The 21,571-nt window shown below is 73.7% G+C and carries 14 protein-coding genes; 11 read left to right on the top strand and 3 right to left on the bottom strand.

The window, feature by feature from the left end; genetic code table 11:
* The first annotated feature begins 57 nt into the window (after nucleotides 1–57).
* From M1R94_RS19565 to M1R94_RS20595, 9 genes are all read left to right on the top strand, one after another.
* Nucleotides 58–963 (top strand): PP2C family protein-serine/threonine phosphatase, encoded by a 906-nt coding sequence (locus tag M1R94_RS19565; protein ID WP_249383411.1) that lies wholly within the window; start codon nucleotides 58–60, stop codon nucleotides 961–963.
* On the top strand, nucleotides 960–2,183 hold the full coding sequence (locus M1R94_RS20880; protein ID WP_249383410.1) for an FHA domain-containing protein: 1,224 nt from the start codon (nucleotides 960–962) through the stop codon (nucleotides 2,181–2,183). The genes M1R94_RS19565 and M1R94_RS20880 overlap by 4 nt, the downstream gene beginning before the upstream one ends.
* Nucleotides 2,180–3,808, top strand: coding sequence for a serine/threonine-protein kinase (locus tag M1R94_RS19555; protein ID WP_249383409.1), 1,629 nt, complete (start codon nucleotides 2,180–2,182; stop codon nucleotides 3,806–3,808). Before M1R94_RS20880 ends, M1R94_RS19555 begins: the two co-directional genes overlap by 4 nt.
* Nucleotides 3,808–9,939, top strand: coding sequence for a fibronectin type III domain-containing protein (locus tag M1R94_RS19550; RefSeq protein WP_249383408.1), 6,132 nt, complete (start codon nucleotides 3,808–3,810; stop codon nucleotides 9,937–9,939). Before M1R94_RS19555 ends, M1R94_RS19550 begins: the two co-directional genes overlap by 1 nt.
* Nucleotides 9,940–10,025: 86 nt before the next feature.
* Nucleotides 10,026–10,988 (top strand): AAA family ATPase, encoded by a 963-nt coding sequence (locus M1R94_RS19545; protein ID WP_249383429.1) that lies wholly within the window; start codon nucleotides 10,026–10,028, stop codon nucleotides 10,986–10,988.
* A gap of 1 nt (nucleotide 10,989) precedes the next feature.
* Complete coding sequence (locus tag M1R94_RS19540) at nucleotides 10,990–12,183, top strand: DUF58 domain-containing protein (protein WP_249383407.1); 1,194 nt, start codon at nucleotides 10,990–10,992, stop codon at nucleotides 12,181–12,183.
* Nucleotides 12,180–14,507, top strand: a complete 2,328-nt coding sequence (locus tag M1R94_RS19535) for a transglutaminase TgpA family protein (RefSeq protein WP_249383406.1) — start codon at nucleotides 12,180–12,182, stop codon at nucleotides 14,505–14,507. Before M1R94_RS19540 ends, M1R94_RS19535 begins: the two co-directional genes overlap by 4 nt.
* Nucleotides 14,508–14,534: 27 nt before the next feature.
* Nucleotides 14,535–15,263, top strand: a complete 729-nt coding sequence (locus M1R94_RS19530; RefSeq protein ID WP_249383405.1) for a hypothetical protein — start codon at nucleotides 14,535–14,537, stop codon at nucleotides 15,261–15,263.
* A gap of 138 nt (nucleotides 15,264–15,401) precedes the next feature.
* Entirely contained in the window at nucleotides 15,402–16,682 is a 1,281-nt protein-coding gene (locus M1R94_RS20595) for an RDD family protein (RefSeq protein WP_283253707.1), read from the top strand.
* A 15-nt stretch (nucleotides 16,683–16,697) separates the two neighbouring features.
* Here the strand turns inward: M1R94_RS20595 and rarD are convergent, their stop codons facing one another.
* Complete coding sequence (rarD, locus tag M1R94_RS19515) at nucleotides 16,698–17,606, bottom strand: EamA family transporter RarD (RefSeq protein WP_249383404.1); 909 nt, start codon at nucleotides 17,604–17,606, stop codon at nucleotides 16,698–16,700.
* A gap of 242 nt (nucleotides 17,607–17,848) precedes the next feature.
* Here rarD and M1R94_RS19510 point away from each other — a divergent pair, with 242 nt between their 5' ends.
* Both M1R94_RS19510 and htpX read left to right on the top strand, forming a co-directional pair.
* Nucleotides 17,849–19,210, top strand: a complete 1,362-nt coding sequence (locus M1R94_RS19510; protein ID WP_249383403.1) for an FAD-dependent oxidoreductase — start codon at nucleotides 17,849–17,851, stop codon at nucleotides 19,208–19,210.
* A gap of 80 nt (nucleotides 19,211–19,290) precedes the next feature.
* A complete protein-coding gene (htpX, locus tag M1R94_RS19505) occupies nucleotides 19,291–20,166 on the top strand; it encodes a zinc metalloprotease HtpX (RefSeq protein WP_308199940.1) in 876 nt (291 codons plus the stop codon).
* Between the two features lie 84 nt (nucleotides 20,167–20,250).
* Here htpX and M1R94_RS19500 read toward each other — a convergent pair whose 3' ends face one another.
* Complete coding sequence (locus M1R94_RS19500; RefSeq protein WP_283253706.1) at nucleotides 20,251–21,207, bottom strand: metallophosphoesterase; 957 nt, start codon at nucleotides 21,205–21,207, stop codon at nucleotides 20,251–20,253.
* The gene (locus M1R94_RS19495; RefSeq protein WP_249383402.1) at nucleotides 21,204–21,362 is read right to left on the bottom strand and encodes a hypothetical protein; all 159 of its coding nucleotides are present in this window, start codon (nucleotides 21,360–21,362) and stop codon (nucleotides 21,204–21,206) included. The genes M1R94_RS19500 and M1R94_RS19495 overlap by 4 nt, the downstream gene beginning before the upstream one ends.
* Nucleotides 21,363–21,571: the final 209 nt, after the last annotated feature.

Here is a 21,571-nt window from a genome sequence, read left to right as displayed (position 1 = left end):
TGCCCGGACCGGTTCGCGCCGATGTTCCCGGGAAGGAGTCGGCAGGGGGGAGTACCCGTGCAGGTGGAGCGCGTCGAGGGGAGTGCCGTGCGCACGTCGTGGGGATCTGCGACCGACCGTGGTCGGGTCCGCAGGCTCAACGAGGACGCACTCCTCGCCTACCCTCCGGTCTTCCTGGTGGCCGACGGCATGGGCGGTCACGCGGCCGGTGACGTCGCGAGCCGGCTGGCCGTCGAGGAGTTCTCCCAGCTCGCCGGGCGTGCCGGTGCCTCTCCGGACGAGGTCCATGCCTGCTTCCACCGCACCGCCACCCGCCTGCGGGAGACCGTCGCGGAGGGGCGCACGGCCGGGACGACCGTCGCGGGGGTCGCGATCGCGGCGCACGACGGCGGTTCGTACTGGCTCGTCTTCAACATCGGTGACTCGCGCGTGTACCGGCTCGCGGCCGGCGGCCTGGTCCAGATCAGCGTGGACCACTCGGTGGTCCAGGAGATGATCGACGCGGGCGAGCTGCTGCCCGAGGACGCTCCGGGGCACCCCGAGAGGCACATCATCACCCGCGCCGTCGGGACCGGCTCCGAGCCCGAGCCGGACTACTGGCTGATCCCCGCGGGCACGTCCGACCGCCTCCTGATCTGCTCGGACGGCCTGACCACCGAGCTCTCCGACGTGGCGATCCACCGGGTGCTCAGCGAGGTCGCCGACCCGCAGGACGCCGCGCAGCGGCTGGTCGCCGACGCCCTCGTGGCGGGAGGGCGGGACAACGTCAGTGCGGTCGTGGTCGACGTCGCCGCGGCTCACGACGCCGCCGACGTCGAGCTCACCCAGCGTTCGAACGCGCGGGACGGCCGCTCCCAGGCGTCCCCTGCCGCACCGGACGACCACGACCCCTGGGACGACGAGATCGACGGATCGACCGTCCCCAGCCCGACCCGCAGCCGTGTTCCGGAGGTGAACCGATGATCGTGCCCGTGTACGCACCTGGTGACTGGTATGCCGTGATCACCGACGGGCGGGTCGCCCTGCTGCCACCCACGACGCCGGTGGCCGTGGTGCACGAGGTCTGGGCCTCGTTGCGCGAGGGCGCCGGGCTCACCGAGCAGCTGCAGCTGCTGCTGCGCCAGGGCCTGGCGGGCCTGCCCCCGTTCGCGCTCGTCTCGGTCGAGGGCGGGCAGGTCCATGCTGTCGTCCGGGGCGACGTCGAGGTCGAGGTCGGCACCAGCGAGGGCGTCCGCCTGGTCAGCGGGCCGTTGGTCTCGACGTGGAGCGAGGAGATCGTCGCGCACGCGCAGACGGTCGTGGTGCGCACCCCGGGTGCCGGTGACGCCGCGAGCGTGGGGGAGCTGCCGGTGCTCTCGGGGGTCGTGCGGGCCGCCGGTGTCGGTGTCGAGATGCGCGCAGGGACGCGGGCCGCGCCGCAGCCCGCGCGTCAGGAGCCCGTGGGTCGGGCCACGGCCGGCGGCGAGGTGGCCGAGCCGCCCCCGGTCGTCGCGCCCGCCGACGACGGCCTCGACGACCTCGAGCACACCCTGATGCAGCCGCCCGCCGCACCGGCCACTGCCCCCGTCACGCCGACCCAGCGCCCGCACACCCAGCCGACCGGTCCTCCGGCCGCACCCGCGTCACCCTCCGCCCAGCCGGTCGGCACGACGGGTCACCCGGTGCCCGAGCCGCTGGACGCCGAGCTGACGGGGCTGCTGCCCCCGCTGGTCCCGGTGGGTGAGGACCACGACGGCATGACCGTGCTGAGCTCGGACGTGGTGGCCCTGCGTCGCCAGCTCCCGGACTGGGCCGGGGACGCGGTCCCGGGCCCGTTGGCCGTGCCCGCACCACGCACACCGCCCCCGGCGAAGCTGTTGCTCTCCTCGGGTCTGGTGGTCGCGCTCAACCGGCCGGTGCTGCTGGGTCGCGCCCCGCAGGTCTCGCGGGTCGCCAACCGCGAGCTGCCGCGCCTGGTGACGGTGGCCAGCCCCAACCAGGACATCTCGCGCACCCACGCCGAGGTCCGGATGGACGGCGAGGACGTCCTGGTCACCGACCTGCGCTCGACCAACGGCGTCCTCGTGCTGCGTCCCGGCAAGGGCGCCCAGCGTCTGCACCCGGGCGAGCCCACCGTCGTGGAGCCCCACGTCATCGTCGACCTCGGCGAAGGGGTCACGTTCATGGTGGAGCGGGGCGCGTGAGCGCACGTCGGGAACCCTCCACCCCTCCCACGATCCCCGGGTACGTGCACACCCGGGTCCTGGGCATGGGTGGGTTCGCCGACGTCTTCCTCTACCAGCAGCTGATGCCCCGCCGCTCGGTCGCGGTCAAGGTCCTCCTCGCCAGCTCGTTGGGCGACGAGGTCCGCGAGCGCTTCCGCACCGAGGCCGACCTCATGGCTCAGCTCTCGCACCACCCGTCGATCGTCACGATCTACCATGCGGACGTCGCCGCGGACGGCCGCCCCTACCTGGTGATGGAGTACTGCTCCCGTCCGGGGCTCGGTCAGCGGTACCGCACCGAGCGGATGGGCGTCGCCGAGGTGCTGCGGATCGGTGTGCGCCTGGCCTCGGCGGTCGAGACGGCGCACCGGGCGGGCATCCTGCACCGGGACATCAAGCCGGCCAACGTCCTGATCACGGACTTCGGCTGGCCCGCGCTGACCGACTTCGGCATCGCCGCGACCACCGGGTGGAGCTCGGGGTCGGCGGTCGGCATGTCGATCCCGTGGTCGCCGCCCGAGCTGCTCTCGCCCGACCCGACCGGCGACGTGCGGGCGGATGTCTACTCGCTCGCGGCCACCGTGTACTCGTTGCTGGCACGCCGCTCGCCCTTCGAGGTCCCCGACGGGCAGAACACCGCCGCCGATCTCATCTCGCGCATCGAGCGCGCGCCGCTGGCACCCACGGGGCGGGGTGACGTGCCCGACAGCCTGCACGCGGTCCTGGCCCGGGCGATGGACCGGTCGCCTGCCCGCCGCCACCACTCCGCGCTGGCGTTCGCTCGCGCTCTCCAGCTGGTCGAGGCCGAGCTCATGCTCCCGCTGACCTCGCTCGACCTGCCCGAGGACATCGTCACCGAGGTGGTCGGCGAGCCGGGTGCATGGCCGGGGTCGGCCGACGACGACCCCGCCGCGGACGACCAGGCGACGCGGTTGCGCCCGGTGCGGAGCGTCTCCCCGGAGGCCCCGTCGCCGGGTGCGGGCCAGGGCGGCGGGGCGGACCTCGCAGGTGCTCTCGGCGGTGTCGCCGCCGTGCCCTTCCCGGGCGCCTCGGCGGGGAGCCCCGGGGCGTCGGTCCCCGGCGCCGAGGGTGGCGAGGCCGGGACCGTCGACGGTGTCCCCGAGGCGTGGCGTCGCCACGCGCAGGAGGTCGGCGCGGCGCGACCGGAGGTCGACCCGGCCAGACGCCGCGGCTGGGTCCCGGCCGGTGTGGCGGCCTCGCTGGTCGTGGTGGCCGCGCTGACCGTCGCCGGTGCGCTCGCCCTCGGGGGCGGCCAGGAGCCGGTCGACGAGCCGGTGGAGACCGGCACCGGGGTCCCGACGCCCGCCGTGGTGCTCGCGGTGCCCGCACCCACGGGGCTCGAGGGCACGCTCGGGGAGGACGGCTCGGCCCGGTTCACCTGGGTGAACCCCGACCCCCGCGACGGCGACCAGTACCTGTGGGGTGTGGTCACCGCCGGGGGATCCGGTCCCAAGACCGTGATCGACGAGACCGAGGTGACCGTCCGGCCCGAGGTGCCGGGGGAGCAGGTCTGCCTCGAGGTCTCGATCGTGCGCGCCGACCGTCGTGCCTCGACCCAGCCTGCCCTGGGATGTGCGGGCTGATGGCCCTCCGTCCGCTCCTGGGTGGCCTGCGGGGGCGTCGCCGGCCGGTGGCGACCGTCGGAGCTGCGGTGACCGTCCCCGCGGTCCTGGCAACCCTGGCGATCGTCTACCCGGGTGTGCCCGTCTCCCAGGTGGACCTCAACGACGGTGCGGTGTGGTTGACCAACTCCTCGGTGCAGACGCTCGGGCGCTTCAACCCCGCGGTCGACGAGCTCAACGCCGGTCTGGTCGCCTCGGGTGCCGACTTCGACGTGCTCCAGGACGCCGGAGACGTGCTGCTCACCGAGCCGGGCCGCCTCTCGGCGGTCGACCCCGCCCACGTCGCCCTGACCAGCCAGGTGAGCGTGCCGATCGGGATGCAGGTCGGGCTCGCGTCCGGCACGGTCGCGGTGACCGACCCGGCCGACGGCAGGGTCTGGGCGCGGACGACCTCCACCCTCGGCTCCCTCAGCGTGGACGGGGACGAGCCGGACCTGGACCTGGGGCCGGGCGGCACGGCCGTGGTCTCACGCAGCGGGCTGCTGCTGGGCGCCGGACCGCAGGGCGAGCTGTTCCGAGGGGAGGTGACCGACACGGGGGTCGAGGTGGTGGCGGACGGGAGCCTGGCCGACCCTCCCTCGGGGCCGCCCGGTCAGGTCACGGCCGTCGGGGACTCGATCGCGGTGCTGGTCGGCAGCACCCTGCACACCTCGGCGGCGTCGACCGACCTGTCCCGCTACGGCGGCGACCTCGTGCTGCAGCAGGTGGGACCGCGGGCGGCCTCGGTGCTCGTGGCGACGCCGTCGGCCCTGCTGGAGGTGCCGCTGGGCGGCGGGGAGGTGCGTGAGCACCCCACCGGTGGCACGGGGGTGCCGGCCGCACCGGTCCGGGTCGGTCCGTGCGCGCACGGTGCGTGGGCGACCGCGGTCGGGAGCTACCTCCAGCTGTGCGAGGAGGGGCCCGCGCGGGTCAAGGACCTCGAGGGGATGAGCACCCAGGACCGCCTCGTCTTCCGGGTGAACCGCCAGGTGGTGGTGCTCAACGACACCCTGCGTGGGCGGCTGTGGGTCCCGCTCGAGGACGCCCGGCTGCGCGAGCCCAACTGGACCGACGTCGAGCCCGACGAGGAGACGCCCGAGGAGGAGCAGGAGTCCCAGACCCGGCAGAGCGCCCAGAACCTGCTCACCGAGTGCACCGCTCAGTCCGCCTCACCCGTCGCGTCCGACGACGACCTGGGTGTGCGTCCCGGGCGCACGACGATCCTGCCGGTGATCGACAACGACGGCTCCTCGGACTGCGGGATCCTGGTGATCTCCGAGCACGACCCGCTGCCCGCGGAGTTCGGCGTGCTGCAGCCCGTGCACGGCGGTCGTGCCCTGCAGGTGGTCACGGCTCCGGACGCCTCCGGGACGGCCGAGTTCACCTACACGGTGACCGACGGGCGCGGGACGTCGGCGCCGGCCACGGCGACCGTTCGGCTGACCGTCCACCCCGACGGCGAGAACCGGGCCCCGGTCCAGCTGCGGGTGGGGTCGATGATGGTCGAGGAGGGGGCGCTCGCGGTCCACGACGTGCTCCCGGACTTCCATGACCCGGACGGCGACGACCTCGTCCTGGTCAGCGCTGTGAGCGACGGCGGCGCGACGGTCCGTACCCGCCAGGACGGCGAGCTGACCGTCGAGGCCGAGCTGGGGGTGCTGGGCAGCCAGCAGGTCCGCGTCGTGGTCTCGGACGGCTTCGAGAGCGTCGAGGGGCTGGTCGTGGTCGAGGTGCGACCGGCGGGTTCGCTGGCCCCGGTGATCGACCCGGTCCACACCGTCACCTACGTCGACATGCCGGTGATCGTGCGGCCGCTCGACCACGTGCGCAGCCTCTCGCGCGAGCCGGTGCGCCTCGCCGGGGTCGACGACGTCCAGGGTGCGACGGTCGAGCCGGACCTCCAGCGCGGCCGGTTCACCTTCACCGCGCCGCGGGCCGGCACGTACTACGTGACCTTCCTGGTGGCCGCCTCGCCGCAGCAGTCGGTCGGGCTGGCCCGGATCGACGTGCTCGAGCAGCCTGAGGTCCCCCAGCCACCGGTCGCGGTGCGGGACCGTGCCCTGCTCCCGCCCGGCGGTGAGGTGACCATCGAGCCGCTCGCCAACGACGTGGACCCCGCGGGCGGGATCCTGGTGCTCCAGTCGGTGGACGTCCCGGCCGAGAGCGGGCTGCGGATCGCCGTGCTGCACCACGAGCTCGTCCGGATCACCTCGACCCGGGTGCTCGACCAGCCGGTCACGGCCTCGTACACGATCTCCAACGGCAGCGCCCAGGCGGTCGGTGAGATCCTCGTGCAGCCGATCCCGGCCTCGGCGGGGCAGCAGGCCCCCGTGGTGCCCAACGTCCGTGCGACGGTGCGTACGGGCGGGATCGTCACGATCCCCGTCCTGGACCGCGCCTACGACCCCGACGGCGACCGGCTGACCCTCGTGCCCGAGCTGGCCGAGCCCCTGGGCCCGGGGCAGGGCCTGCTCTTCGTGTCCGGGGACGTGCTGCGGTACCAGGCCCCGGCCGATCCGCGTGAGGTCCACGCGACCTTCTCCGTCACCGACCCCGCGGGCAACGTCACCTCGGCCCAGCTGACCGTGACGGTGCACGCCTCAGACCCCGCGACCAAGCAGCCACCGCGTCCCCGGTCGCTGACCGCCCGGGTCTTCGAGGGCGAGACCATCCGCATCCCGGTGCCGCTCACCGGGATCGACGGCGACGGCGACGGCGTCGTCCTGCTCGGCCAGGACCGCGCGCCCACCAAGGGACGGATCACCGGGGTCGGAGCCGACTGGCTCGAGTACCAGGCGCTGCCGGGCGAGCTCGGGACCGACACCTTCACGTACGCGGTCGAGGACTGGGTCGGGCAGCGTGCGGTGGCCACCGTGCGGGTCGGGATCGCGTCCCGGCCGACGGCCTCCGCGCAGGTGGTCAGCCGTCACGACGACGTCACGGTGCGGCCCGGGCAGTCGGTCGAGGTTCGGGTCCTGGCCAACGATGTCGACACCGCCGGTGGTGAGCTCTTCCTGGACCCGGTGCTCGAGATGGACCCGGGGATCGACGCGCGGGTCGAGGGCCGTCGCATCGTCGTGCGTGCCCCCGACGGGCCTGCGGTGCTGCAGATCGCCTACACCGCGACGAACGCGCGCGGTGGGAGCGACAGCGCGGTGCTGACGGTGACCGTGACCGACGACGCCCCGTTCGCCTGGCCGGTCGCGCGCGACGTCGTCGTCGCCGCGACCGAGACCGTCAACCGGACCAGCGTCGAGGTCGACGTCCTGGGGGTCGCGCAGAACCCGAGCGGCCCGCTGAGCGACCTGGAGGTCTCGGTGGACGAGTCCGTCGCCTCGGTCGCCACCGTCACCGAGCGGGGCACGGTCGTGATCGCCCTGGTCGACCAGGCGCAGACCCTGCCGTACCGGCTGACCAACACCCACCCGCAGGCGGGTCGGCTCAGCTCCTACGCGTTCATCACCGTCCCTGCGCTGGGGGACTTCCCGCCGATCCACCGTCCCGGCGCTCCCGACCTGCGGATCGTCGCGGGGGACGAGCTGACCATCTCCCTGGACGAGCACGTCCAGGTCGCACCGGGCCGCGCGGCCCGGATCGTCGACGTCGGCAGCGTCCAGGCGACCAAGTCCGACGGGTCGCGACTGGTCCTGGACGACCGCACCCTGCTCTACCGCTCGCAGCGCAGCTACGCCGGACCCGCGTCCATCTCCTTCACCGTCTCCGACGGTGCCCAGGGCGACCCCACGGCCCGCACCCGCACCTTGACCCTGCCGATCACGGTGCTCGCGGCGGAGGACTACCCCCCGGTGTTCTCGCCGTCGGTCATCGACGTCGCGCCCGGCGAGTCCCCTGCCCGGGTGGACCTGCGGGTGTTCACCGCGGCGGCTGCCGGGACGGCGACCGGTGCCGAACGGCTGACCTACCGGCTGACGTCCACACCGCAGAGCGGCTTCCAGGTCACGCTCGACGGGTCGATGCTGACCGTGGGAGCGGGGGCCGCGGTGCCGCGGGGCACCGTCGGCGGCGTCCAGCTCGAGGTCGGGTACGGCGCCTCGGGGACGATGACCGCCCAGGTCGACTTCCGGGTCGTGGCGAGCTCGCGCCCGCTGGCCCGGGTCAACGACGTGACGGTACCGGGCGTCGAGGGCGGGACGTCGACCGTCGCCGTCCTCGACAGTGCCTTCAACCCCTTCCCCGGCCAACCGCTCACCGTGGTCTCGGCGACGGTCGAGACGCCGGGAGCGGGCACGGCGGGTGTCGCCGGAGGCTCGGTGCAGGTGCGCCCCGCGGCGGGCTTCATCGGCCAGATGGTCACCCGGTTCCGGGTCCGGGACGTGACCGGCGCCGCCGACCGTGAGGTCGAGGCCCGGGTCACCGTGGTCGTCCGTGGTCGACCCGCGACCCCGGTGGCCCCGCGCACGGTCGAGGTCCGTGACCGGACGGTGGTGCTCGCCTGGGACGCGCCGGTCAACAACGGTGAGCCGATCACCGGGTACCGGGTGACCGCCCAGCCCGGCGGGGTGCTCCACGAGTGCGCGAGCACGACCTGCACCATCGAGAACCTGACCAACGATGTCGAGCACCGGTTCACGGTGATGGCTCGCAACGCCGTCGGCTGGTCCGACCCGAGCCCGCTCTCGGCCCCAGCACGTCCCGATGCCGTCCCGGGGACGCCGTCGGCGCCCTCGCTCGCCTTCGGTGACGGCCGGATCGACGCGAGCTGGACGGCGCCACCCTCGACCGGGTCGCCGATCACGGGCTACACCGTGGAGATCAGCCCCTCGAACCTGCAGGGGCAGTCGACGTTCACCACGTCGAGCACGGTCGTGAGCCTCGGCGACCTCAGCAACGGCACCGCGTACGCCGTGCGGGTCCGGGCCCAGAACAGGGCGCCTGAGCCCGGTGCGTGGAGCGGCTGGAGCGAGATGGTGCCGGCGCGTGCGCCCGACGCGCCCACCGTCACGGCTCAACGGATCCAGAACGAGCTGGGCGGCCAGATCGAGGTGAGGTGGACCCCGGGCGGGTCAGGCGGTGACCGGATCGCGCACTACGACCTGGTGATCTCCGGGGGTGTCGGCGCGAGGACCGTGAGCGGCCTGACCGACACCGTGTACATCTTCGGTGACGCGGCGAACGCGGTCCCCTACCGCTTCGAGGTGCGGGCCTCGAACAAGGCCGGCGCGGGCTCGGCGGGGGTGGCGAGGGCATCGACCTTCGGTGTCCCGACCGCGCCCACGATCACCTCCGCGCAGGCCACCCCGGGCAGCGGGACGGTGACGCTCGCGTGGTCGGCGGCCGACGGCAACGGTGCGCCCGTGCTGGGGTACGCCGTGCGGGCTGAGCCCGGCGGCCGCGTGTACGAGGCTGGGAGCAACCTGGGGTTCACCGTGCCCGAGCTGACCCCGGGCACGGCCTACACCTTCGAGGTGCGGGCGGTGAACGAGGCCGGGTCGAGCCGTTGGAGCGCACCGACAGGTGAGCGCACGCCCACGGTCCCGCCGGGTACCGTCACGATCACCGCCGTGGACGCGGTCAGGCCGGAGCCATCAGGTCGGCCGACCCACCTGAGCATCAGCTGGGCCGCCCCGCAGACCACTGGTGGGGGTACGGGCTTCGAGTACCGCTACACCGTGACGGCGGGCGGGACGACGCTGGCAGAGGACGTCAGCACTTCGGCCCTCGGAGCCACCGTCAGCCTGGGCACCTCGATCGCCCGGTCGGGCACCGAGGTCGGGGTGACCGTTCAGGCGGTGACCTCGGCCGGCCGCGGTGTGGCGGCTACCGTGACCCGGACGCTGAGCTGGAGCGAGCCCCCCGGGCCGGTCACGGCCCTCGCCCTGAGGGTCGACAGCACCACCGGCTCGCCGCTCGCCACCGCAAGCTGGTCGCCCCCGGGCGACGACGGGGGCACCGCGATCACCGGGTACCTGGTGCGCTGGGACACCGGGTCCGGCTGGTCGGATCCCGTCTCGACCTCGCAGCGGGCGGCGACCCTCCCGCTCGACGGGGTCGCGCCGGGCACCGAAGTCCAGGTGGAGGTGCGCGCCGTCAACGGTCGTGGCGAGAGCACCGTCGTCCAGGCCAGCACGACGCTCCCGGCCGACAACGGATGACCACCCGCCACCGTGCCGACCGCGGCCCGACCACCCCGGCCGACACCCCCGGGCCGCTCGAGACACATCAGGAGACCGCAGTGACGATGACCCCCGAGCAGAGCACCTGGTTCGCCGAGACCTTCGACGCCCTGGTCGCCAACGTGAACCTCGCCGTGCTGGGCAAGGACCACGTGGTGCGGCTCGCGCTGACCGCGATGCTCGCCGAGGGGCACCTGCTCCTCGAGGACGCCCCGGGGACGGGCAAGACCCAGCTCGCCAAGGCGATCGCGGCGACCGTGCAGGGCACCCACAGCAGGATCCAGTTCACCCCCGACCTGCTGCCCTCGGACGTCACCGGGGTGACCATCTACGACCAGGGCACCCGGCACTTCGAGTTCCACCAGGGGCCGGTCTTCGCCTCGGTGGTGCTCGCGGACGAGATCAACCGGGCCTCACCCAAGACGCAGTCGGCGCTGCTCGAGGTGATGGAGGAGTCCAAGGTCACGGTCGACAAGATCTCGCACTCGGTCGGCCGCCCGTTCATGGTCATCGCCACGCAGAACCCGATCGAGCAGGCCGGGACCTACCGGCTGCCCGAGGCCCAGCTCGACCGCTTCCTGATCAAGACGTCGTTGGGCTACCCCGATCACGACTCGATGGTCGAGATCCTCGCGGGATCCGCCGAGCGGGACCGGTCGTCGCACCTGACGCCCAAGATCACCACCCACGCGGTGGGGGAGATGGCGGTGCTCGCCTCGACCGTGCACACCGACGCGGCCGTCCTGGACTACGTCGCACGGCTCGCCGAGGCCACCCGCGCCGACGCCCAGACCGCCCTGGGGGTCAGCGTCCGCGGAGGGATCGCCCTGGTCCGCAGCAGCAAGGTGTGGGCGGCGTCGCAGGGGCGCGGCTACGTGATCCCCGACGACGTCAAGCTGCTGGCCGAGCCGGTCCTGACCCACCGCATCGTGGTGGACACCGAGGCCGAGTTCGCCGGTGTCACGGCACGGCAGGTCCTGGCGCGCATCCTTGCCGACACCCCGCCCCCGGCAGCGCGGATCGGCTGAGGTGCGAGTCGTCCTGCGGGGAGTGGTCCGGGCCGCCGGACGGCTCGTGCACCCCGTCTCGCCGCTGGGATGGGTCGTGCTCGTCCTGGCCGCGGCGCTCGGTGCCGGGGGGTGGCGGCTCGGCTGGGTCGAGCTGACGGTCGTCGCGGCCGCCGCGGGTGCGGCGCTGCTCGCCGCCCTGGTGCTGACCGTGGGGCGCTCGACCTTCGCGGTCGACCTGGACATGTCCGACCACCGGGTCACCGTGGGCGAGCGTGCGGTGGGCCGTCTCGCGGTGCGCAACACCTCGCGTCGTCGACTGCTCCCTGCGCAGATCGTGCTGCCGGTCGGCCAGGGCTCGGCGGACTTCCACCTGCCCTCGCTGGGTCCCGGGGCCACCTTCGAGGACGTCTTCGCGGTCCCCACCACCCGCCGGGCCGTCGTCGTGGTCGGGCCGGTGCTCTCGGTGCGGGGAGACCCGCTGGGACTGATGCGTCGCAAGGTGCGCTGGGCGGGTCCGGTCGACCTCTACGTGCACCCTCGGCTGGTCTCGCTGGCTGGTGCGGCGTCGGGGGTGCTGCGGGACCTCGAGGGTCAGGCGACGCGCACCGTCTCGGACTCGGACATGTCCTTCCACGCGCTGCGTGACTACGTGGCCGGCGACGACCGCCGGCACATCCACTGGAGGTCGAGCGCCAAGATCGGCGCGCTCATGGTCCGTCAGTTCGAGGACACCCGCCGCACGCACACCGCCGTCGCCCTGTCGACCGCGACCGGGGACTACGCGACCGACGGGGAGTTCGAGCTCGCGGTCGGTGTCGCCGCGTCGGTCGGCGTGCAGGCCCTGCGTGACGAGCGTGACCTGACCGTGCTGGCCGGTGACGCGCAGCTGCGCACCGACACCCCGCCGCGGCTCCTGGACGACTGCTCGGGCCTCGAGGCGTCTTCCGGAGGGGTCGGCGCCGACCACCTGGCCCGACGGGTCGCCCGCGAGGCCCCCGACGCCTCGGTCGCCATCCTGGTGGTCGGCTCGGTGCCGACCCGCGCGACGATGCGCGCGCACGCCGTCCACATCCCGGTCGGTGTGCGCACCCTGGTCCTGCTGTGCTGCGAGGGTGCGCCGGTCGAGGTCGTCCAGCACGGCACGCTCTCGCTGGCCAGCATCGGGTCGCTGGCCGACCTGCCCCGGGTGCTGCGCCGGGTGGTGGCCGGATGAGTGCATCGCTGCGCAAGGACACCCCGCTGCCGACCGTCGACGTGAGCGTCCTGCTCGGCGCTCTCGTGGTCGCCCTGCTGCCGCTCTGGCCGGTCTACGGGTTCCGGGCCGTGCTGGTGCCGATCGTCGGCGGGCTGGTCCTGGGTGCGGGGCTCGCGTCGGTCGCAGCGCGTCGCGCGTGGCCCGCCACGGTGACGGCGGTGCTGGGGATCGCGGTGTACCTCGTGGCCGGTGGTGCGCTCGTGGCTCCCGCCACGACGGTCGGCGGGGTGGTCCCCACCCTGGGTTCGCTCACCGCGCTGCTGACCGGTGTCGTCACCGTCTGGAAGCAGGTGCTGACCCTCGACCCCTCGCTGGGTGCCAGCGGGAACCTGCTGACCGCCCCCTACCTGCTCGCGTTCGCGGGGTCCCTGGGCGCGGTGAGCATCGCCCTGCGAGCCACCCCCCGGCGGGCGGGCGCGTGGGCCGCCCTCGTCCCGTTCGCCGTGCTCGGCCTCGCGGTGCTGCTCGGGACCAAGGAGAGCGTGCGCCCCCTGCCCGCCGGGACGGCCCTGGCCGGTGGTCTGCTGGTGTGGGTCGCGTGGCGGACGGGCACGTTCTCGCCGCGCCGGGTGGTGTCCTTCCTGGCGATGGGGGCCGTGGTCGTCACCGGTGGGGTCGTGGGGGGGCCGCTGCTCGCCGAGCAGCACCCCCGCTTCGTGCTGCGTGACGAGCTGGTCCCGCCGTTCGACCCGCGGGACCACGCGAGCCCGCTCTCGGCCTTCCGCACCTTCGTCAAGGACTGGTACGACACCGACCTGCTGACGGTCCGTGGGCTGCCCGAGGGGTCGACGGTCAGGCTCGCGACGATGGACGCCTTCGACGGGGTGGTCTGGAACGTCGCCGGGTCCGAGTCCGCGGAGGGGTCGGGTCGCTTCCGTCGGGTGGGCGAGACGATCACGACGTCGGTCCGCGGCACCCGCGCCGAGGTCGAGCTCGTGGTCCACGACCTCCCGATGGTGTGGCTGCCGACCGTCGGCTACGCCGAGCGCTTCGACTTCGAGGGTTCCACGGCGGCCGAGCTGGTCGCCGACCTGCGTTACAACGACTCGACGGGGACAGCCGTCCTGACCGGCGGGGTGCCCGCGGGTACCCGCTGGACGGTCGACGTCGTGGTGCCGACGGTGCCCACGGACGAGGAGATCGGCGCAGCCACCACCGGCGCGGTGACCCTGCCCGAGCCGCGGGCCGTCCCCGACGCGGTGCCGTTGCTGGCCGGTGAGATCGCCGGCTCGGCGAGCACACCGGTGCTCGTCGCCCGGAGCCTGGAGACGGGCCTGGTGGAGCGCGGCTGGTTCAGCCACGGGCGCCCCGACACCGACGACCACCCCTCGCTCTCGGGGCACGGCGCCAACCGCCTGACGGCCCTGCTGAGCGATGAGCTGATGGTCGGCGACGGCGAGCAGTACGCCTCGGCGATGGCCCTGATGGCCCGCGAGATGGGCCTGCCGTCCCGGGTGGTCCTGGGCTTCGTGACGGACGAGGAGCAGGCCGGTGCCCAGGAGCTCGTGGTCCGCGGGCAGGACGTCCAGGCCTGGGTCGAGATCGCCTTCACGGGCCACGGGTGGGTCCCGTTCCATCCCACCCCGGACGAGACCAAGACCCCGCGGGACGACGTCCCCCAGGAGCAGTCCGAACCGCAGCCCCAGGTCATGCAGCCTCCGCCTCCGCCGCCCGACCCGGTGACCCCACCGGACGACGACACCGAGCAGGCGCGCACCGAGGACACCGGGCAGGAGCCCGCCGCCGCTGACGGCTGGCGGCAGGTGGTGCTGGTGGCGGCAGCGGTCGGCGTGCCCGTGCTGCTGCTCGTCGGCCCGTTCCTGCTGGTCGTCGCAGCCAAGCGCCGTCGGCGTCGGCGTCGGCGAGCCGCAGGCCCGGCCGTGGCACGGGTCGTCGGAGGCTGGGACGAGGTGATCGACCACGCCCGGGACCTGCGGCGACCCCCGCCGGTCCGGGCGACCCGGCGTGAGACCGCGGTCGAGCTGGCCGAGGCGTTCGGCCCTTCCGGTGGACGACGGCGTCAGGTCGGGACGTCCTCCGTGGGCGGTGCGGTCGCCGTGCTCGCCTCGGGGGCCGATGCGATGGTCTTCGGTCCGGGCGAGCCGACCCCTGCGCAGGTCGAGAGCTACTGGGGGCAGGTGGACGTCGCGATCGCGGCGATGCGGGGCAGCGTTCCGCGCCGTCACCGGTGGCGGGCCCGGTGGGCGACCGTCTCCTTGCGCAGGCGTCGGTCGGAGCGCAGGGCGGCGGTGCGGCGGGGAAGGTCCGCGACCGCCGGCTGAGCCACCCGTCGGCACTACCGTGACCGTATGACGTCGTCGCCGACCACCACGGGGGTGCGGCGCACTGCTCGGGGTGGGACGGGTGCCCGGCTGCCGGCCTCTGCCCGGGGGCGGGGCGTCCTCGCTCGCGGCGCGGCGGCCCTGGTGGCGCGATGGGCGACCGTCGTCGGGTGGTGCAGCCGGCTGGCTGCTCGCTGGCGCGCGACCTCCCGTGCGCGTGCCCATGCCCTGATGGGCGGTGCGGCTGTCCTGGCCCTGGCCGCGGGGATGGGGACGGCGGCCGGTGTGGCGTCGGCGGTGGACCGGTCCGAGGACTCGCCACCGGCGTCCGTCGGGACGATCCTCGGCCCGTTCGACCTCACGCTGCCCGCGGGGCTCGAACCGTGGGAGATGGCACCCTCGACGACCTTCGACCTGTTGCGTGAGACCGCGGCGGCCTCGGGCACGGTGATCGACGGCGCCTGGGGCGCCGTCGCGCGGGGCGGGGTGGTGGTGACGGTGATGACCGCCGCCCCGGGGACGCACGGGGGGCTCGCCTCGGTGGTCGGGCCGTGGGAGAGCACCGACGAGGTCGTGTGGGACGGCCGCGCCGACCACGTGGACGGGGTGAGCGAGGTCTCCGGGGTGCGTGAGGTCATGCTCGCGGTCGAGCTCGGCGACGGCACGCTGGCCATGCTGTCCGTCTCGGGTCCTGTCGGGTCCTTCGCCTCGGGTGAGCTCGACGAGCTGTTCCGCACCGCCCGGCTGGTCGGCTGATCGCCGCGCGGGCGCGAGCGGGTGTTCAGGTCCTACCCCCCGGATGCCGATGCCAGAGTGAGGGACACTGGCCCTGCGACGACCCCGACCGCACGCCCTCACCGGCGGCCGGTCCGACAAGGAAGCGACGAGACCTGGATGCCGACGCCTGGAGCCGTCCCCGCGAGCATGGGCAAGCGCCTGCTCGCGTTCCTGATCGACCAGGTGGCGTACCTGCTCCTGGGCGGGGCGCTGGTCGTCGCGAGCCTGGTGCCGGTGCTCGGGTCGTTCGGGTCGGGGGTCACCGGGCCGGCCGCCCCGGACCTGGTGCTGCTCACCGTGGGCTCCCTGCTGCTCCTGGGGCTCGGTGTGTTCCAGTGGTGGTACCAGGGGACCCGGGGATGGACGGTGGGCAAGCGCGCGGTCGGGCTGCGCTCGCTCTCGGCGGACGACGGGCGTCCGGTGGGCATGGGCCGGATGCTGATCCGCCTGCTCGTGGTGGCGGCCGGGACCATGGTGCTGGGGGTGGGACAGCTCGTGGTGCACGTCTCACCGTTCTTCGACCGCAGCGGGCGGCGCCAGGGATGGCACGACAAGGCTGCCGGCACGGTCGTCTTCGACGTCGCACTGGGCCGTGACCCGTCCGTCGGCGGGCCCGGGATCGGGGCGCCCGAGGCCTCACGCCGACTGGACAGCCTGCTCCAGGGAGCGGGGCGAGCACCGGGTGGACCCCTCTCGTCGGTGGGGCCCGCACCCTCGCCGGCCACGTCTGCACCGGGTGCGGCAGTACCGCGCACCGGCCCGGTGGCGGGGGTCGGCGACCAGCTCATCTCCACCGTGCCGGGGTCGGTCGACCCTCACGAGCCGGGCCGGGCGCTCGGGGACGAGCGGCCCGCCCCGAGACCGGACGATGTCGCACCTGCGGCACCTCCCGCACCGCCTGCACCGCCTCGTCCGCCCGTGCTGCCAGCACCGCCGGCACCCCGTGCGCGGCGTCCCGCGGACAGGTACCCCGACCTGCCCGAGGACGTCGAGGCCACCCAGCTGACGTCGGCCGCCCGCCGGCGCGTCCCCGTGGTGCAGGGTGCCTCGATCGGGCCGGTGGACCCCAGCGCGACCCTCGACCTGTGGGACGGGAGCCGGCTCGTCCTCGAGCGGACCCTGCTGGTCGGCCGCAACCCGGCCCCGCGGGTGGGGGAGTCGGCCCCTGGGGGGCTCCTCCAGGTCCCCGACCCGGGAAGGTCGGTCTCCAAGACGCACCTGGTGGCGGGCGTCGACCGGCAGGGCGTGTGGCTGCGCGACCGCAGCTCGACCAACGGGACGGTGGTGACGCTGCCCGACGGTCAGCAGATCCTGTGCGCACCGGACCAGCAGGTCCGGGTGCCGGTGGGGGCGACCGTGGCCTTCGGCGACTTCTGGTTCACCGTCGGGCACGACTGACCTGTCCCGGGCGCCTCAGGCCGCGCGCCGCGCCAGCCGGTCGGCCCGCCCGGCACGCAGGCCGTCGGTGGTCAGGATCACCAGTGCGACCCACACCAGGGCGAAGCCCCACCAGCGTGCTGCGGGCATCTGCTCGGCGAAGACCAGCACCCCGATGGCGAACTGCAGGGTCGGTGCGAGGTACTGGAGCATGCCGACCACGCTGAGGGGAAGACGCCGGGCCGCGCCGCCGAAGAGCAGCAGCGGGACGGCTGTGATGACGCCCGAGGCGACCAGGGCGAGCACGTGAGGCGTGCCGTTGGTCCCGAAGGCTGCGGTGCCGGCCGCGCCGAGCCAGAGCAGGTAGCCCAGCGCGACGGGGCTCAGCACCGCGGTCTCCACGGCCAGGCTGGCCACCGCGGGGACGGTGCGCCCCACCCGGTTCTTGATCAGCCCGTAGGCCCCGAAGGTGCCCGCCAGGGTCAGGGCGATCCACGGCAGCCGTCCGACCCCCACGGTGATCACCACCACGGCCACCGCACCGGTGCCGAGCGCGACCCACTGCGCGGCCCGCAGCCGTTCACCCAGGGCGAGCACGGCGATACCCACGGTGACCAGCGGGTTGATGTAGTACCCGAGGGCCGTGTCGACCGTGTGCCCGCTCAGCACGCCGTAGACGAACACCAACCAGTTGACCGCGACCAGCATCCCGGCCAGGGCGAGGGTGCCGAGCATCCGGCGGTTCCGTACGACCCGGGTGAACAGGCCCCACTGGCGGGTGACCAGCAGGATCACCACGCAGAACAGCAAGGACCACACCACCCGGTGGGCGATGATCTCGACCGGTCCCGCGGGGGAGAGGAGCGGGAAGTACAGCGGCAGGAACCCCCAGAGCAGGTAGGCGCCGAGCCCCAGGGCCAGCCCGCTGCGGCTCGTGGGCGCCACGGCGGCACGTGCCGGGGGCAAGGGGCGCGGACCCGGGGGCGGGACGGGGACGGGAGGCTGCACGAGGTGAACGTACGCCCTCCCGGACAGAGGGGGCATCGACCACGAGGCGCGTCGTCCCATGACTCGTTCGTTGCCTGAGCGAGCCCCTCGCGCGCCTACACTGGGCGCAGAGTCCTGGCGCTGCGTGTGGCCCTGCCACGCCCCACGGCGCTCCCTCCCCTGGAAGGCGTTCTCCTCCCGTGAGCAGCACGAGTCCCCTGCGCGTCGCGATCGTCGGTGCCGGTCCGGCCGGCATCTACGCGGCCGACATCCTGTCCAAGTCGGAGGTCGAGGTGTCGATCGATCTCTTCGAGCGGCTGCCCGCCCCGTTCGGCCTGGTGCGGTACGGGGTCGCCCCGGACCACCCGCGGATCAAGCAGATCATCGTCGCGCTGCACAAGATCCTCGACCGGGGAGACATCCGCCTGCTCAGCAACGTCGACTACGGGACCGACCTGGACCTGGACGACCTGCGGCGCTTCTACGACGCGGTGATCTTCTCGACCGGGTCGATCCGTGACGCCGACCTGCGGATCCCGGGGATCGAGAAGAAGGGCTCCTTCGGCGCCGCGGACTTCGTCTCCTGGTACGACGGTCACCCCGACGTCCCGCGCACCTGGCCGCTCGAGGCCCGCAACGTCGCCGTCGTGGGGGCGGGGAACGTCGCCCTGGACGTCGCCCGGATGCTCGCCAAGCACCCCCAGGACCTGCTCCCCACCGAGATCCCCGACAACGTCCACCAGGGGCTGCTCGCCAACCCGGTGACCGACGTCCACATCTTCGCCCGGCGGGGACCGGCCCAGGTGAAGTTCTCCCCGCTCGAGCTGCGTGAGCTCGGCCACGTGCCCGACGTCGACGTCATCGTCTACCCCGAGGACTTCGACTTCGACGAGGGCTCGATGGCCGCCATCCACTCCTCGAACCAGACCAAGCAGGTGGTCAAGACCCTCACCGACTGGACCCTCAAGGACCCCGAGGAGCTCACGGCGAGCCGCCGCATCCACCTGCACTTCCTGCAGCGCCCGGTCGAGGTGCTCGGCGAGGACGCCGTGACGGGCCTGCGGACCGAGCGCACGGTCCTGACGGGTGACGGCACGGTCGCCGGGACGGGTCAGATGCACGACTGGCCGGTCGAGGCGGTGTATCGCGCCGTGGGGTACTTCGGGTCGCCGCTCGCGGGCATCCCGTTCGACGAGGTCGAGGGGGTCATCCCCAACCGGGAGGGCCGTGTGGTCCAGCCCGACGGCGAGATCCTGCAGGGTGTGTACACCACGGGCTGGATCAAGCGCGGGCCGGTGGGCCTGATCGGGCACACCAAGTCCGACGCGTCGGAGACGATCCGGCACCTGGTCTCGGACGTCGAGGGGCTCGAGCCCGCCCCGGTCCGCGAGGTCGAGGGCGTGACCGACTTCCTCACCGGCCGCGGCGTCGGGTTCGTCGAGTGGTCGGGCTGGATGCTGCTGGACGCCTACGAGCAGTCGCTGGGCGAGCCCCACGGCCGTCAGCGGATCAAGGTGGTCCCCCGCGAGGACATGCTCGCCGTGATCCGCGGCGAGGTCTGACACCGCCCGACGGGCGGGAACGGGTCGAGGCGCTGCAGCGTTGTGCAGGGAGCAGCACATCGACGACAGGGAGCGCAGCGGTGACGGGTCGACGGCACTTCAACGGCCTCAAGACGGCGGGCCTGTTCGGCCTGATGTGGGCGGTGGTGCTGGGGATCGGGGCACTGGTCGACGGCGGCAGCTTCCTGTGGGTCTTTGCCGGGATGGGTGTGCTGGGCACCGCCTACGGCTACTGGAACTCGGACAAGATCGCGATCCGCGCGATGCACGCGCGACCGGTCAGCGAGATCGAGCAGCCGGCGATGTACCGCATCGTCCGTGAGCTCTCGACCACGGCGCGCCAGCCGATGCCACGGCTCTACGTGTCCCCCACCCAGGCGCCGAACGCGTTCGCGACCGGCCGCAACCCGCGCAACGCCGCCGTCTGCTGCACCGAGGGCATCCTGGACCTCCTCGACGAGCGAGAGCTGCGCGGGGTCCTGGGGCACGAGCTCATGCACGTCTACAACCGCGACATCCTGACCTCGTCGGTCGCGGCGGCCTTCGCCGGCATCATCACGGCCTTCGCCCAGTTCCTGATGTTCTTCGGCGGGGGGCGTGAGCGGGGCGGCAACCCGCTCGCGATGATCGCGATGGCCCTGCTCGCCCCGATGGCCGCCATGGTGATCCAGCTCGCGATCAGTCGCACCCGGGAGTTCGACGCCGACGAGGACGGGGCCCGGCTGACGGGCGACCCCCACGCCCTGGCGTCGGCCCTGGCCAAGCTCGAGCGGGGCACCCAGCGTGCGCCCCTGCCGGCCAACCGGGACCTGGTCGACGTCTCGCACCTGATGATCGCCAACCCGTTCCGTGGGGCCGGGATGGCCAAGCTGTTCGCGACCCACCCCCCGATGGCCGAGCGGATCCGCCGCCTCGAGGCGATGGGCGGAAGCCAGGGCGGCACCGTCCGCTACTGAGCTGAGCGGACGGGACCTCGCGGGCGCGCACGACGCCGCACCTGGGCGGTGGCCCCCGTGCGGTGTGCACGGTCGAGCCGCTGGCTACCCGACGGTGGACACCTCGCGTGCGGGGGTGCGGACCCGATCGTCGGATGGCGAGGGGTCCGACGGCACCCTCAGGTCGGGGTACTGCTCCGAGGGGCTGACGTCGCTCGCCCCGACCGTCTGATGACGCCCGAGCGGGACCATCGAGTGCATGATCGTCTCGTCGTAGACATGCACGAGGTGGAAGCCCTGCCCGCCGTCCCTGCCCCGTGTGCCGCGTCGAGGGGTCATCAGGTCCTGCGTGTAGCACGTCGAGCCGGCGACCGAGACCGGTATCCCGGCGAAGGTGGCGCTCGTGGAGAAGTGCAGGTGGCCGGCGAGGATCGAACGGACGTCGGTGCCGCGCAGGACGGCCGCCAGGGGCGCCTGCCCGCGCAGCTCGACCGCGACCGCGCCGTCCTGCAGGCAGGGGACCGGTGGGTGGTGCATGGCCAGGATCGTGCCCTCGGGCGCGGCCCGGGCCAGGACACCCCGCAGCCAGGACAGCTGGGACGTGGTGAGCTCGCCATGGTGGCTTCCCGGCACGCTGGTGTCCAGGACGACGACCCGCAGCCCGTCCAGCCACACGACGCGGTCGATCGGTTCGGCCGAGCCCTGCTCTCCCATCAGCTGGGTCCGTACCTGCGCGCGGTCGTCGTGGTTGCCCATCACCCACACGACCTGTGCTCCCATGCGGTCGGCGGCGGGCTGCACGGCGGCACGCAGGCTCCGGTACGCGTCGGCCTCGCCCAGGTCAGCGAGGTCGCCGGTGAACACCAGGGCCTGAGGGGGTACCCCCGATCCCTCGAGCTGCGCGAGCAGCCTCATCAGGAGGCGCCGGCTGTCCACCACCCCGTGGAGCAGGGGAGACGTCCCGCCGACGAAGTGCGGATCGCTGATGTGTGCCAGGACGTGGCGCGGCGGTGGGTGCTCCGAGAGTCGCGCGTCGTCCACTCCTGACCGCGCGGCGCTCATGTCTGGCACGCGCCCATGACGCCTGCCGCGACCCGGTCACCGGGGGCATGGGCGTCGTGCGGGTCGGGGACCTGACCGACGGACGGGCTCTCGTGGGAGTGGCGGCAGCTCGCCGTCGGTCCGTGCTGGTGCGGGGTGGTCGTCAGGGCTCTCACCGGTCGGATGCTAGGCATCCGGGGCGACCGGTGGGCAGACCCAGGGCGACCGGGAGGGGTCACGCCCGCGAACAGTGCCTCGGCGGGCACGCCTTGAGTCGCTCGTCCATCGCCAGGGCTGGACGCGTGCTCGGGCGGCCCGCTCAGGCGAGCATGCTGCGCAGCATCCAGGCGGTCTTCTCGTGCACCTCGAGCCGGCGGGTGAGCAG

This window comes from Actinotalea alkalitolerans (genome assembly GCF_023369855.1).
Lineage (GTDB): Bacteria > Actinomycetota > Actinomycetes > Actinomycetales > Cellulomonadaceae > Actinotalea.
The sequence above is the reverse complement of the archived record's forward strand: the minus strand, read 5'-3'. Positions and strand labels throughout refer to the sequence as shown.